This is a genomic window from Bradyrhizobium manausense (genome assembly GCF_018131105.1).
Taxonomy (GTDB): Bacteria; Pseudomonadota; Alphaproteobacteria; order Rhizobiales; family Xanthobacteraceae; genus Bradyrhizobium; species Bradyrhizobium manausense_B.
In genome coordinates, this window is the sequence record NZ_JAFCJI010000001.1 from 1,698,254 (window position 1) to 1,711,031 (window position 12,778).

Below are 12,778 nucleotides of genomic sequence, written 5' to 3' on the forward strand. Positions count from 1 at the left end.
CTCGCATTATAGCCAGCGTCGGCACCCGATGGATAGTAGCAATCGGCCGGGCGCAGCAAATGAGGGCAGGAGCATGAGCGTTGCGAAGATGCTGTCGATCGGGCGGCTTTGCGAATGCAGTTTCTTGCAGGCGAAATCTTCAAACGATCCTGCGCCGAGCTTGCAGAGCCGCCTTTTCAACCTGCTGCTCGGGCTGCTTCCCTACAAGCAGCAGCTTGCCTCCGCCGAGGCCGTGCAGGCGCATGTGCAGAAGCTCGCGTCGGAGCCGGTCTCGTTTGAGCCCCCAGATCTGGGCCGCGGCGTCGAGGTGACGCTGACGAAGATGGGGGGATGGCCGGTCTATTACACCGCGCCGTCGTCGGGCCATGAGGGCTGCAACCACGTGATGTTCCTGCACGGGGGCGGCTACATCAACGAGATCGTGCCGGCGCATTGGCGCTTTGTCGGCCGGATGACGCGCAAGGCAGGCGTCGTCTGCGTCGTGCCGATCTATCCGCTTGTGCCGCGCGCGACCGCGAAAGACGTGGTGCCGGCGACGGCCGAACTGCTCAGGATGCTGCTTGAGGATGCGGGGCCGGCAAAGGTTACGGTGGTCGGCAACTCGGCCGGCGCGGGCCTCGCGCTTGCCGCGTGCCAATGGCTGCGTGATCGCGGGCATCGACAGCCGAACCGGCTGATCCTGATCTCGCCCGCGGCCGATGCGTCGATCAGCCGTCCGGAGCAGATGGAGATCGCATCGCGCGATCCGATCCAGGATATTCCGGGGATCATAGAGGTGGGGCGGCTCTATGCCGGCGAGCTCGATGTCGGCCATCCCTTCGTCAGCCCGCTGAACGGCGCATTCCGTTTCCTCGCGCCGATGACGATCTTCTCAGGCACGCGCGATCTGCTCTATCCCGATAGCGTCGATCTCGCCGCGCGGGCGCGGGCGGCGGGTGTGCCGATCGAGCTGCATCTGTGGCGTGACCAGCCGCACAATTACGCGCTGATGCCGACACCGGAGGGCCGGCGGGCGCGTGCGATAATTCTGCGGGCAGTGACTTGAAGGGGGCGTGACCGTCGTCACAATGCGTCTCTGCGAGACTTCGGAGCTGGCGAGCAGTTGGCGCGGCCTCGCGCCGATCGTTTCGCGCGAAGGGCAAGAGCGGCCCCCGGGGCGTTTCCTCGGTATCGTTTTGCGGGGCCTTAGGCGTGGCCCTTGATCTCGTAGTGGCCCGGCACGCATTTGTAGCGGTCGAGGCGCCAGTTGTTGTGATAGATCGGATGCTCGCCCATCCATTTTGCGAGCGGAGCCTGTGCACCGACTGCACACGCCATCATCGACATATCGGGTGTCATGTTACTGTCGGTCACGATCTCCTCGACACAGATGCCTGAGGCCGCAGCGCCAAGCCGGCAGAGCACGGCAACGACGGTAATGAACATTCCAGTCACCTCATTGGTAGTTTCGACCACGAGGAGGATGCAAGCCGAGTGCCACAGCCTGTGTCGGAAGCGACACGCCGGCTGGGCCCGAATCACCCCAGCGTTCCCCATTTGACGATTCGGATTGTAAAAAAATTGCCCCTAAACCGAAGCCGGACAAATACGGGGAACCCCCAGGAATCAAGGCAGCGATGACCGATTGTGGGGGCAGCGCCGCGCCATCAGCGCTTCACAAGGCCTGAGCAGCCGATACGCTTCGACGCTGCGGAATGCTCGCCATGAGAGCGGGACCGCCAGCAGGGCCAAAGGAAACGCGAGGGCAGACCATGAAGGTACGACCGACCGGCGTGATTCCGCCGATGACGACGCCGTTCATGAAAGACGGCGAAATCGACTACAACTTGGTAGCGCCCCAGGTCGATTGGATGATTGGTGCCGGCGCGCATGGTGTTGCGGCCGGCGGCTCGACCGGCGAGGGCCATACGCTCGACCACGAGGAATATCGCGACCTGATGGCGGCGACAGTGGAGGCTGTGAAGGGACGCATCCCTGTCATCGCCGGTATCATCGTCGATTCCACGCGCGATGCGATCCGCCGCGGCAAGCTGGTGCGCGACATGAATGTCGCAGCCCTCCAGGTCACGCCGGTGCATTATCTGTTCAAGCCTGACGACGAGGCGATGGTCGCGCATTTCCGCGCCATGGCTGATGAAACGGGCATGCCCATCATCATCTACAACGTCGTGCCCTGGTCGTATCTGTCGCCGGCGCTACTGACGCGGATCATGACCGAGGTTCCGCTGGTCGTCGGTGTCAAGCAGAGCGCGGGTGACCTCAAGCTGTTCGCGGACCTCATGATGATGGCGCCGGACAAGCTGATTTACAGCGCAGTCGATGCCCTGATGTATCCGTCCTATACGCTGGGGGCTCATGGCTCGATCGCCGCGATCCTGACCGCCGCGCCGCACGCCTCCGTGGCGCTGTGGGACGCGGTGAAGGCGGGCGATCATCCGCGTGCGCTCGAGCTGCACAAGAAGCTGCTGACACTGTGGAACGCAATCATTGCCGACAATCTGCCGGCCTGCACGCGTTACGCGCAGACGCTCCAGGGCTTGCCGAGGACCTATCCGCGTGCGCCGATGCCGGAGGCCTCACCCGCGCAGCAGGCCGCGACGCGCAAGGCGCTGGAGGCGCTTGGCGCGCTGGACGGGCGGCACGTCGAGGCGGCCGAATAGTTCGCACGCCGAAATAACTGATGTCGAATAGCAGCGCCGATCCGCTTTTACCTGCGGACGCGGCGCTGCTACATTTTGCGCGGTGCGCATGCGTCGCGCCAACGACGAAGAATTTTGCCGATAAGGGGAGGGGCTGAAGTCCCATGAAGGAATTTGCTGGAAAGATCGCCGTCATCACCGGCGGCGGCACGGGCATGGGGCGGGAGCTCGCCCGGCAGCTCGTTGCCGAGGGCTGCAACGTCGCAATGTGCGACGTCTCGGAGGCGGCCATGGCCGAGACCAAGCGGCTGTGCGAGGTCGAGAAGCTGCCGCAGGGCCTGCGCGTCACGACGCATGTTGCCGACGTCTCGATCGAGGACCAACTCAAGCGCTTTCGCGACGAACTCGCCGAGCAGCAGAAGACGGACAAGATCCACCTGCTGTTCAACAATGCCGGCATCGGTGGTGGCGGCAGCCTGTTCACCAACACGCGCGAGCAGTGGGAGCGCACCTTCAACATCTGCTGGGGCGGCGTTTATCTCGGCGTCCGCACCTTCCTGCCCATGCTGGTCAAGGCGGACGAGGCCCACATCGTCAACACCGCCAGTGTCAACGGCTTCTGGGCCTCGATCGGCATGGGCCAGGCGCACACGGCTTACAGCTCGGCGAAATTCGCGGTGAAGGGATTTACCGAGGCGCTGATCAACGACCTCCGTTTGCACGCGCCGCACGTCAAATGCTCGGTGGTGATGCCCGGCCACATCGGCACCTCGATCGTCTCCAATTCACGGAAAGTGCAGAGCGGCGACGGTTCGGAGCGTCTCAATGCCGACGAGGTGGTGCTGACCCGGAAGCGGATGGTCGCGGCCGGCGTGCCAGATGCTGACAAAATGTCGGATGACCAAATCCAGGCAGCCTTCGCCGAGCGCGCCCGCAGCTTTCTGGAGGATGCGCCGACCACGGCTGGGCAAGCCGCCAGAATCATCCTCGATGGCGTGAAGGCGGAGCGGTGGCGTATTCTCGTGGGGGATGACGCCAGGCTGCTCGACGAGCGCGTGCGTGCGGCGCCGGAGCAGGCATATGACAGGGCCTTCTACGAAAGCTTCACCCAGGAAGTCGGCTGGCGGCTCGGCTGAGCCTGTCAACGATCGCGCACGTAGATAGGGATGATGGTGATCATCGCAAGAGGTGCGACGGCAATTTGAGCAGGTAATTTTGCTCAGATAACTTCACCTGCGGCCCGTGCGCGGCGTCTTATGACGATGAGGAATGTCACGCATGCGACATGTCGCCTGCGTTCAAGCGATGGTGATCTCGAACGGCTCTCATTCGGCGCACGGCAGCTTGGTTAGGGAACTAAAATAGTTTAGTGAATCAGGGTCGCGCCATCATAAAGCGTAGCTCCGATGATACCCGCATGCCTCTCCGACGACTTCATCCTCTGCCCGGAGAGAGAGGATATCTCCGCTGAATTCACGCGGCTGCTGACCGCAGCACAAGAGGGTGGCGCCACCATCGCCGAATGCCTGATGATCGCGCGGCAGCTGAAGCAGGGCGACGAGCAGTCATGGCATCGTGAATGGAAAAGGCTGGCGCAGGCCAACCGGCATCGCGCCGAAGCGGCGTTCGCGGAAGGCCATATGGTGACCGCGCAGCGCAACTGGCTGCGTGCGATGAACTACTACGGTGCGGCCGCGATGCCGCTCGATCCCGCCGATGAACGTCGCTGGGTCGCGGTGCTCGCGATGCAGGAATGCGCCCGCCGCTTCCTCACGGCACGAGGGCCATCAGGCGAAGTCGTGACAATCCCGTGGGTCGAAGGACACGCGCTGCAAGGCTACTTCCTGCCTGCGCCGGCAACGAATGGCCGTGCGCCGACGGTGATCTGCATCGGTGAGCCCGGACATCGCAAAGAGGAATTTCTGGTCAAGCTTGCGCCGCATGCGCGTGAGCGCGGTTTTGCGATGCTGGCGCTGGACCTGCTCGGCGACCAGCGCGACGACTACGCCGACACGTTGCTGCAGCGTCGCGATCTCGAGAGCTCGATCGGCAGCGTGATGGATTATCTCGAGCTGCGCACCGACGTCGATTTCGATCGCGTTGCGATCGTGGCAGACGGGTGGGGCTCTTCGTTCGTGGCGCGCGCCGTGTTGCAGGAGCCGCGTCTGGCCGCGGCGGTCTGCGACGGCGGGCTGTGGGACCTGCACGAGCGTTCGTTCCTGGCCAGCCGTTTCGGGATGAGCGACCTCAGCATCGTTCCGGTGCCGCATGCGCCGCTCATGGCCTCCAGCGTCGAGTGTCCGGTGCTGATCACGATCGGCGAGGACGGCTGGCTCAAGGCCGACCGGGCACGTCAGATCGTGCAGGGCTCCCGGCTCGGCAGTTCCGACGTCGTGCTGAAAGTGTTCACGGCGGCGGAGACCGGCGCGGCGCAGGCCCATGCCGACAATCCAAGTCTTGCCAACGAATACATCTTCGACTGGCTCGAATCGCAATTGAGCGCCACCGGCAAGCGGATCTGAGCACGGCCTCCAGGCCGAGACGCCGATCCGCGCCTCAGAAGTCCAGCGAGATCCTGACGCAGGCTTTCTCGAGCCGGGTCTTCAGCGTCGCAAGCTTGGTGGTGAATTCCGTCAGCTCGTCCTCGTCGAACTCCTGGAAGACGAATTCGCGAATCGTCTTGTACTGCTCGTTGAGACTCGCGATGTGCTTCTGCGTCTTTTCAACCAGCGACAGCCGCACCACGCGCGCATCGGTCGGCGAGGGGCGACGGCGCAGCAGGCCCTTCTTTTCGAGAAGCTTGGACTGGGTGGTGACGAAGGACGGGTCGACGTGGAGGAGCTTCGAGACCACGTTGACGGGGACGCCGTCGTCCTTGTCGAGATCGGAAATCGCCATGAGGATCAGCCATTGCGGTCCGCTGATGCCGAGCGTCCTGGCCCAGAACTGACGCAGCTCCTCCAGATACATGTTGATCGACGATATCTCCCAGGTGAAACGCCTGATGATATCGAGATTGCCGGCGGAGCGGAGGCGCGCCCCTTCTTTCCTCGTCGCTGACACAGCGTCACTCCCGCAAGCTGATCTCTTTCCGATCGTTTATTCCGGCGGGCATAGTCCACGCAACTCTGCCCTGACGCAAGTGCAGAGCAAGGTAATTGTGTCACGGAAATTACAAATATGATTCCGTCAGCCTTTTGGCTCGGGGCCGGTGTTGCGCCGCAGACACAGAGTTAGTGAAACCACAAAGCTGATCTAATAAACTATTTTGATTAACGGAAAGGCGCAGGCATATTGATCCGTGACGGTGGGGGGTTCTCGATCGTCCCGTTGCAGGTGGTTCGCTCACGTCCCTCGCGTCGAATGCGGGTACGTCCGAAAGCGCGAAGCGGCCGAGCGGATTTGATGAAGAGCGGTGATCTGGGGGGCCTCAGGGTCCGATCTCCGTAAAATGAGCAACTTGGAGGTTTTAAATGAAAGTGGTGAAGAGCCTTTTGCTCGGCACTGCGGCGACCCTGATCGCCGTCGGTGGAGCTCAGGCGGCTGATCTTCCGGTCAAGGCCAAGGCGGTCGAATACGTGAAGGTCTGCTCGCTCTACGGCGCTGGCTTCTACTACATGCCCGGCACCGACACCTGCATCAAGCTGGGCGGCTACCTGCGTGCTGACGCGCTTCTCGGCGGTACCGGCGACTACGGCTTCAACAACAGCACCAGCAGCGCGAACGGTGGTTCCAACAACCGCCTCACCAACTACTACTACAGCCGCGCCCGTTTCGACTTCAATATCGACACCCGCACGGCGACCGAGTACGGCGTCGTTCGCACCTACGCCGACATGGTCTTCAGCTACGACTCGACCAACGCCACCGGCAGCAACCCGTCGACGATCTCGTCCAGTGCGGCATCGCTCGGTCTCTACCACGCGTTCATCCAGTTCGCCGGCTTCACCTTCGGCCGCACGGTCTCGATCTTCGATGCCCCGTGGCAGAGCTATCCGGCTGGCGGTCCCGATACCATTCCGGGCGGCTCCAACCACGTCAACGGTGTGAACCAGGCTGCCTACACGGCTGACTTCGGCCAGGGCATCACTGCTTCGTTCGCGTTGCAGGACGAGACGTCGGCGAACAACGGCCAGTCGAACCTCTGGAACGTGTCGTCGGGTACGGCTGCTCAGTTCGTGACGGGCGTCTACGGTGCCAACGATTGGGGTGGCACGCGTTCTCCCGACATCCTCGGCAACGTGCGTGTCGACCAGGCCTGGGGTCTGGCCCAGATCTCGGTGGTCGCGCATGACCTGCACACGGCCTACTACGGCACGACCGAAGCCTCGGGCCATCCCGCCGACAAGTGGGGCTGGGCGGTGCAGGGCTCGTTGTCGATCAAGAACATCCCGACGGGTGCGGGCGACAACATCAACCTGCAGGCCGTCTACACTGACGGTGCGACTCGTTACAACTTCCAGAGCCTTTTCCCGCAGAGCTTCTTCATGTTCAGCGGCAGCGGCTCGGGCGCGTATCAGAGCACCGGTTTCGCCGGTCTTGCTGACGGCGTCTTCGGAGCGACGACCGGCATCGACACCGTCAAGACCTGGGGTCTCCGTGGTGGCTACACCCACAACTGGAACCCGAACTGGGCGAGCGCCGTCTACGGTGGTTATGCCCAGCTGAAGTACGGTGATACGGGCAAGGCCCTGATCTGCACCAACTTCGCCGCGATCGCGGTGGCCGGTTCGACCTGCAACCCGGACTTCAACTTCGCGGTGGTCGGTGTCAACACTGTGTGGACCCCGGTCAAGAACCTGGCGTTCACGGCTGACCTGAGCTGGTCGCGTCTGGACCAGAAGTACTCTGGCGCCATCAACAGCCCGGGCGTTCCCTCCGCTGCGAAGCCGGCGGCCGTGTATGAGCTGAAGGACCAGAACTCGGTGAGCATGCTGCTGCGCGCTCAGCGCAACTTCTGATCATCGATCGCGCAAATCGATCAGAGAGCCCCGGCGGGAAACCGCCGGGGCTTTTTTCTGGGATGACCTGCTGGTTTCAAGATCAGAGATCCCTCCGCGAGCGACGAAGACGAGCTATGCGATTCGATCGCCACCAATTTTATTTACTTACCTGAGTTGCTCAGCTATATAGCTGTCAGCCGGTTTCGAAAAGTCACGGCTCTTAGCTTGATGCTAAGCCTCCAGAAACCTCCGGTAGTGCCCTGCCGGAGGTTTTTCGTTGTCGGAGAGAGGCGTGGCTCGCTTCAGCCGCGCATGACACGCGCGCGGGAATTCGGCCGGTAGGCGAGGCGGCTGTGGCCGGCGCAATATGGCTGGCCGTCGTGCGCGGCATTGCCGCAGAAGCAGAAATCGTCCGCGCCCGGGGTCGAAATCGGCCAACGGCAGCGGTTTTCGCCGAGCTCCATCAGCGAGCAACGATTGGCCTCGTCGATCGGTCCGGTCGCGACAGGCGCATCCGCTTCGCCATAGATCGTGGCGAGCAATTCGAATTGCAGCCGTGGCACCGCTTTCGGTGCGCGAGGCGTCCTGTCCGGATTTCTGTCCTGGAGCCTGCGCTCGTCGACCGAGCGGCCGCGCGTGAGATTCAGTCGCGACAGCTTGCCGATCACGGCGTTGCGGCTGACACCGATGTCGGCGGCGATCTCGCGGCAGGACAGGCCGGCCTCGAAGTGCTGCTTCAGGAGTTCAATTCGTTCGTTGGTCCAGGTTGGTGAGAGAACAGGCATTTGTAATGGTCCCAGGTTGCGACAACAGGCCGACTGTCGCTGAGATCCATCCGCCTCACGTTCGGCGTGCGCTCACGTCCTGCCATTGTCGCGAATCGACAAAAGCCCGTCCTTGATGGCGAGACGGATGCCTTCCTCGATCAAGGTGCGTGCGACGCCGGGAACGCTGGTGCCGTGGGTGCCCTGTCTCACCAACTTCTCCAGGTAGGTGATGGTCGAGAGCGCCAAGGTTACGGGAATGCGGTCAGTCTCGGCTTTTTCGGTGGCCATGGCCCGAACGCTAGCCTCTTACTCAGATACATAAAAGTAACGATTAAGATTCTATTTAGGTTCAGGTGGAAGTCAAATCCGGGCTTTGCCGGATAAGCAGCGCATTGGAATCGCTAGGAAAAACGCGCAGCCGCGCGCGCCGCGCGAAAACCCCGGCCGGCGGTGTGCGTCAAGAGGTCGGGACAGGCGGGCCGGGCTTAGCCGTGCACGATCGCTTTTTCGATCATGCAATGGATGCCCTTGGAGCCGTTGACGGTCTGGGTGACCCGCAAATCGGCCGCGAGACTGCACAGCGTGTAGGCGTCCTCGCGCGACAGGTTTCTGATCTCGCCGAGCAGCACGATCATATCGCGCAGCGCGCGCACCGCGCACTGGTCGAGGTCGGGGTCCATCGCCATGGTCATGTAGTGGGTTGCCGTCTCCGCGCGCGGGTAATCAAACCGCAGATCCTTGCGCAGCGTCAGCCTGAAACGGCCCCGGAGCGCGGTCTCGATCGCGGTGACGCAGACCTCGCCATCGCCCTGAACGCCATGGCCGTCGCCGCAGGAGAACATCGCGCCCGGGACGAACACCGGCAGATACAGTTTGGCGCCGGCACCGAGCTCCTTGTTGTCGAGATTGCCGCCCATGGCACGTGGAATGAGCGAGGAGATGCGGCCCCAGGCCGGCGGCGGCGACACGCCCATCACGCCGAAAAACGGCTTGAGCGGCAGGTCGAGTCCCCAGGGCATACGGCCGACCATCCGCGTCCGGTCCAGTGGAATGTTGAGGATGCGCGTTTCGTGGAAATCGTCGGGCAGGGTGCCCGACAACGGCTTGATCAGATTCCAACCCCAATCCTGCCGCAGCTGGACGTCGAGGATGTCGACTTCCAGCACGTCGCCGGGCTCGGCGCCGTCGACCGCGACGGGGCCAGTGAGGATATGGCCGGGCACCATGCGCTCGTTCCTGGCGTGAACCTCGAACATCTCAGGCGGAATGTGAAACTTGCTGCGATCGGGCAGGACGTCCGGGCCGCCGCTGATGGTATCGACGGTGACCTCATCACCGCTGGCGACGGTGAGAACCGGCTTCAGCGCGGCTTCAAAGAAGCCCCAATGGCAGGTTTCGGGACTTGAATGCAGGTGGTGATGGGTCATTTGCCGCGTCCAATCGGTTTCATCAGAACTCGTCGGATCTTGCGATGGCGGGCTTGACCCGACAAGCGATCCTCTTCCAAGAAGATTTCTGGAGATAAGCGGGCGGGTCAAGCCTGCCTCTCGTCGGCACGATCATTTCAGCGAGGTTTCTCCTGTTCTTCGTTCTGTCCAAGACGCTCGGCGCCGCGGTGCTGCCGATCAATCTTCTGGTCGAGCTCGGGATCATCTCCGTCGTGCTGATGGCAACGCGCTTTGCCGGGCTCGGCCGGAAACTGGCCGTGACCACGCTGGTCCTGCTCGCACTCGCCGCCTTTTCGCCGCTCGGCAATCTCTTGCTCTATCCGCTGGAGTCGCGCTTTCCCCCGTGGGATCCGTCGCGCGGTGCGCCCGACGGCATCATCGTGCTGGGCGGCTCGGTCGATACCGATCTGTCGGCGGCGCATCATACGCCGGTGGTGCCGCATGCCGCCGATCGCTTGTTCGCGCCGGCCGAGCTTGCGCGGCGCTATCCGAATGCGCGTATCGTTTTCACCGGGGGCTCCGCAAACTTGGTGTCGAACAGTGCCAGGGAAGCCGACTATTCTGTTCCGATCCTGGAAAACACCGGCATCCCGAGGGAACGCCTGATCGTGGAGCGGGACTCGCGTAACACTTACGAGAACGCGATCTTCACGAAGCGCTTGCTGGCGCCAAAGCCGGGCGAGCGCTGGCTGCTGATTACCTCGGCCTACCACATGCCGCGTTCGATGGGCATTTTTCGCAAGGCCGGATTTGACGTCGAGGCCTATCCCGTCGACTGGCGCATGGGCGGGCGCGGCGATTTGTTCTCCTTCACCAATTACGGCGCGGACGGTCTCGGTCGCACAGAGGTGGCCGTGCGCGAATGGATCGGCCTTCTGGCCTACCGCCTGATGGGAAGGACCGGCGAGTTGCTTCCCGGGCCGGCCAAGGACTAGAACAGTTCTTGGAAGCGCTACGATCTGCGTCGGGAGGATGCCATGCAGCAGCAAGCCGCTGATACGATCGACCTTGCCGGCCTGGTGGCCGATCTCAACAGCCTGTTGCGGCTGAAGACGACGGTAACAGGCATGAAGTTGTTCGCGCATGCGGCGGACATGGAGGCGATCCCGAAAATCCGGCGGCCGAACGCGGTTCACACCACCGACCAGATCGTCAGCATGGCTTCACGGCTCGGCTGGACCGTCGGCATCACCGGCGACGATCTCGTCGGCGCGCAGTGCCGCGCGGTGATCGGCCTGAGTCCCCAGGACGAGAAATGGCTCGCCGGGGAAAATTATGTCGGCGTCTGGCACGGCACGGCGGAGGATGCGCGCAAGCGCCAGGAGGCGCTCGACGTGGTTCCATTCGGGCAATATCAGGCCCTGGCTGTCAGTCCGCTCGCAAGCGGCCGGCTCAATCCGCCCGACATCTGCCTCGTCTATGCGACGCCCGGGCAGATGATCATCCTGATCAACGGGCTGCAATACACCGGCTACAAGAAGTTCGAATGGGGCGTGGTCGGGGAGACTGCCTGCGCGGATTCCTGGGGGCGGGCGCTCAAGAGCGGCCAGCCCAGCCTGTCCTTGCCATGCTATGCCGAACGGCGCTATGGCGGCGTGCCGGACGAGGAAATGCTGATGGCCTTGAAGCCCGCGCATCTCGCCAAGGCGATCGAGGGCATGAAGGCGCTGGCCAGAAACGGTCTGCGCTATCCGATCCCGCCCTATGGAATTCAAAGCGACGTCCGTGCCGGCATGGGCGTGAGTTACGCAAAGAAATAAAGGCCGACCATGAGCTCTGCGAAGTTCGACATCGTTGTCTATGGCGCGACCGGTTTCACCGGTCAGCTCGTCGCCGAATATCTGGCGGCGCATTACAAGAACGACAAGCAGCTCAAATGGGCGATGGCGGGGCGCAGCCTCGACAAGCTGAAATCCGTGCGCGACGCCATCGGCGCGCCCGCGACGACGCCGCTGATCGTGGCCGATGCATCCGATGCGGACTCGCTGAAGGCGATGGCAGAACAGACGATGTCTGTCATCACGACGGTCGGTCCGTATCAGCTCTACGGCGAGGACTTGTTGGCTGCCTGCGTTGCGACAGGCACTGACTATTTCGATCTCTGCGGTGAGCCGATCTGGATGCGGCAGATGATCGACAAATACGAGGCGGCTGCGAAGGACAGCGGCGCGCGCATCGTGTTCTCCTGCGGTTTCGATTCCGTGCCGTTCGAGCTCGGCACGTTCTTCGTGCAGGAAGAGGCCAAGCGCGTGTTCGGCGCTCCCGCCGCGCGTGTGAAGGGCCGCGTGCGCGACATGCGCGGCACGCTCTCAGGCGGCACCGCGGCGAGCGCAAAGGCGACCTTCGATGCTGTCGCCAAGAATATCAGCCTTGTCGCAATCCTGAACGATCCGTTCGCGTTGACGCCCGACTTCACCGGACCGAAGCAGCCGAGGGGCAACAAGCCGCTGCTCGAGGACGACCTGCAATCCTGGGCGGCGCCGTTCATGATGGCGCTGATCAACACCCGCAATGTCCACCGCTCCAACATGCTGATGGGCTTCCGATACGGCCGGGACTTCATCTACGACGAGATGGTTCTAACCGGTCCCGGCGAGAAGGGTGAGGCCAACGCCAAGCGCGTGATGGCGGCCAATGCCGAGAAGACCGGCCCAAGCGCGCCGAAGCCGGGCGAGGGACCATCGAAGGACGAGCGGGAGAACGGGCTTTTCAATTTGCTCTACATCGCGATCGCGCCCGACGGCCGCATGGTCCGCGCCGGCGTCACCGGTGACCGCGATCCCGGCTACGGCTCGACCTCGAAGATGATCTCGGAATGCGCGATCTGCATGCTGCGCGACGTGACCGACGTCGCCGCCGGCTTCTGGACGCCGGGCGCAGCGATGCAGCACAAGCTGATCAAGCGGCTGCGGGACAATGCCGGGCTGACCTTCGAGGTGGAAGGCTAGGTCGGCTCTCTCGGGTGCGCAAAGCGGAGCGTG

Annotated in this window: 13 protein-coding genes; 8 read left to right on the forward strand and 5 right to left on the reverse strand. The window is 63.0% G+C overall.

Annotated features, from left to right (window positions below; genetic code table 11):
• Nucleotides 1–73: 73 nt before the first annotated feature.
• Entirely contained in the window at nucleotides 74–1,045 is a 972-nt protein-coding gene (locus JQ631_RS07950) for an alpha/beta fold hydrolase (RefSeq protein ID WP_212325263.1), read from the forward strand.
• Nucleotides 1,046–1,185: 140 nt separating this feature from the next.
• Here JQ631_RS07950 and JQ631_RS07955 read toward each other — a convergent pair whose 3' ends face one another.
• On the reverse strand, nucleotides 1,186–1,425 hold the full coding sequence (locus tag JQ631_RS07955; protein WP_212325265.1) for a hypothetical protein: 240 nt from the start codon (nucleotides 1,423–1,425) through the stop codon (nucleotides 1,186–1,188).
• A 326-nt stretch (nucleotides 1,426–1,751) separates the two neighbouring features.
• On the opposite strand from JQ631_RS07955, the gene JQ631_RS07960 reads away from it, so the two are divergent.
• The 3 genes from JQ631_RS07960 (at nucleotide 1,752) to JQ631_RS07970 (ending at nucleotide 5,161) form a co-directional block, all read left to right on the forward strand.
• On the forward strand, nucleotides 1,752–2,660 hold the full coding sequence (locus JQ631_RS07960) for a dihydrodipicolinate synthase family protein (protein WP_212325268.1): 909 nt from the start codon (nucleotides 1,752–1,754) through the stop codon (nucleotides 2,658–2,660).
• 143 nt (nucleotides 2,661–2,803) lie between these two features.
• Entirely contained in the window at nucleotides 2,804–3,775 is a 972-nt protein-coding gene (locus tag JQ631_RS07965) for an SDR family NAD(P)-dependent oxidoreductase (RefSeq protein WP_212325270.1), read from the forward strand.
• A 270-nt stretch (nucleotides 3,776–4,045) separates the two neighbouring features.
• A complete protein-coding gene (locus JQ631_RS07970) occupies nucleotides 4,046–5,161 on the forward strand; it encodes an alpha/beta hydrolase family protein (protein WP_212325271.1) in 1,116 nt (371 codons plus the stop codon).
• Between the two features lie 34 nt (nucleotides 5,162–5,195).
• On the opposite strand, the gene JQ631_RS07975 is transcribed toward JQ631_RS07970, so the two are convergent.
• On the reverse strand, nucleotides 5,196–5,702 hold the full coding sequence (locus JQ631_RS07975; protein ID WP_212325272.1) for a MarR family winged helix-turn-helix transcriptional regulator: 507 nt from the start codon (nucleotides 5,700–5,702) through the stop codon (nucleotides 5,196–5,198).
• Nucleotides 5,703–6,112: 410 nt separating this feature from the next.
• On the opposite strand from JQ631_RS07975, the gene JQ631_RS07980 reads away from it, so the two are divergent.
• Nucleotides 6,113–7,600 (forward strand): porin, encoded by a 1,488-nt coding sequence (locus JQ631_RS07980; RefSeq protein WP_212325273.1) that lies wholly within the window; start codon nucleotides 6,113–6,115, stop codon nucleotides 7,598–7,600.
• Between the two features lie 284 nt (nucleotides 7,601–7,884).
• Here the strand turns inward: JQ631_RS07980 and JQ631_RS07985 are convergent, their stop codons facing one another.
• The 3 genes from JQ631_RS07985 to JQ631_RS07995 form a co-directional block, all read right to left on the reverse strand.
• On the reverse strand, nucleotides 7,885–8,367 hold the full coding sequence (locus JQ631_RS07985; protein ID WP_212325274.1) for a GcrA family cell cycle regulator: 483 nt from the start codon (nucleotides 8,365–8,367) through the stop codon (nucleotides 7,885–7,887).
• A gap of 72 nt (nucleotides 8,368–8,439) precedes the next feature.
• Nucleotides 8,440–8,637, reverse strand: a complete 198-nt coding sequence (locus tag JQ631_RS07990) for a hypothetical protein (protein ID WP_007603456.1) — start codon at nucleotides 8,635–8,637, stop codon at nucleotides 8,440–8,442.
• Between the two features lie 197 nt (nucleotides 8,638–8,834).
• On the reverse strand, nucleotides 8,835–9,776 hold the full coding sequence (locus JQ631_RS07995; RefSeq protein ID WP_212325275.1) for an acetamidase/formamidase family protein: 942 nt from the start codon (nucleotides 9,774–9,776) through the stop codon (nucleotides 8,835–8,837).
• A gap of 188 nt (nucleotides 9,777–9,964) precedes the next feature.
• Here JQ631_RS07995 and JQ631_RS08000 point away from each other — a divergent pair, with 188 nt between their 5' ends.
• Genes JQ631_RS08000 through JQ631_RS08010 form a run of 3 tightly spaced genes read left to right on the forward strand, consistent with a single transcriptional unit; the run spans nucleotide 9,965 to nucleotide 12,745 of the window.
• Complete coding sequence (locus JQ631_RS08000) at nucleotides 9,965–10,732, forward strand: YdcF family protein (RefSeq protein ID WP_212325276.1); 768 nt, start codon at nucleotides 9,965–9,967, stop codon at nucleotides 10,730–10,732.
• 42 nt (nucleotides 10,733–10,774) lie between these two features.
• On the forward strand, nucleotides 10,775–11,557 hold the full coding sequence (locus JQ631_RS08005; protein ID WP_212325278.1) for a DUF169 domain-containing protein: 783 nt from the start codon (nucleotides 10,775–10,777) through the stop codon (nucleotides 11,555–11,557).
• A 9-nt stretch (nucleotides 11,558–11,566) separates the two neighbouring features.
• Nucleotides 11,567–12,745 (forward strand): saccharopine dehydrogenase family protein, encoded by a 1,179-nt coding sequence (locus JQ631_RS08010; protein WP_212325281.1) that lies wholly within the window; start codon nucleotides 11,567–11,569, stop codon nucleotides 12,743–12,745.
• The last annotated feature ends 33 nt before the right edge of the window (nucleotides 12,746–12,778 follow it).

Bases quoted from the DNA above. Each gene is read 5' to 3' on its own strand.
- JQ631_RS07950 (WP_212325263.1), top strand. From the start codon at position 74: ATGAGCGTTGCGAAGATGCTGTCGATCGGGCGGCTTTGCGAATGCAGT.
- JQ631_RS07955 (WP_212325265.1), bottom strand. From the start codon at position 1,425: ATGTTCATTACCGTCGTTGCCGTGCTCTGCCGGCTTGGCGCTGCGGCC.
- JQ631_RS07960 (WP_212325268.1), top strand. From the start codon at position 1,752: ATGAAGGTACGACCGACCGGCGTGATTCCGCCGATGACGACGCCGTTC.
- JQ631_RS07965 (WP_212325270.1), top strand. From the start codon at position 2,804: ATGAAGGAATTTGCTGGAAAGATCGCCGTCATCACCGGCGGCGGCACG.
- JQ631_RS07970 (WP_212325271.1), top strand. From the start codon at position 4,046: ATGATACCCGCATGCCTCTCCGACGACTTCATCCTCTGCCCGGAGAGA.
- JQ631_RS07980 (WP_212325273.1), top strand. From the start codon at position 6,113: ATGAAAGTGGTGAAGAGCCTTTTGCTCGGCACTGCGGCGACCCTGATC.
- JQ631_RS07985 (WP_212325274.1), bottom strand. From the start codon at position 8,367: ATGCCTGTTCTCTCACCAACCTGGACCAACGAACGAATTGAACTCCTG.
- JQ631_RS07990 (WP_007603456.1), bottom strand. From the start codon at position 8,637: ATGGCCACCGAAAAAGCCGAGACTGACCGCATTCCCGTAACCTTGGCG.
- JQ631_RS07995 (WP_212325275.1), bottom strand. From the start codon at position 9,776: ATGACCCATCACCACCTGCATTCAAGTCCCGAAACCTGCCATTGGGGC.
- JQ631_RS08005 (WP_212325278.1), top strand. From the start codon at position 10,775: ATGCAGCAGCAAGCCGCTGATACGATCGACCTTGCCGGCCTGGTGGCC.
- JQ631_RS08010 (WP_212325281.1), top strand. From the start codon at position 11,567: ATGAGCTCTGCGAAGTTCGACATCGTTGTCTATGGCGCGACCGGTTTC.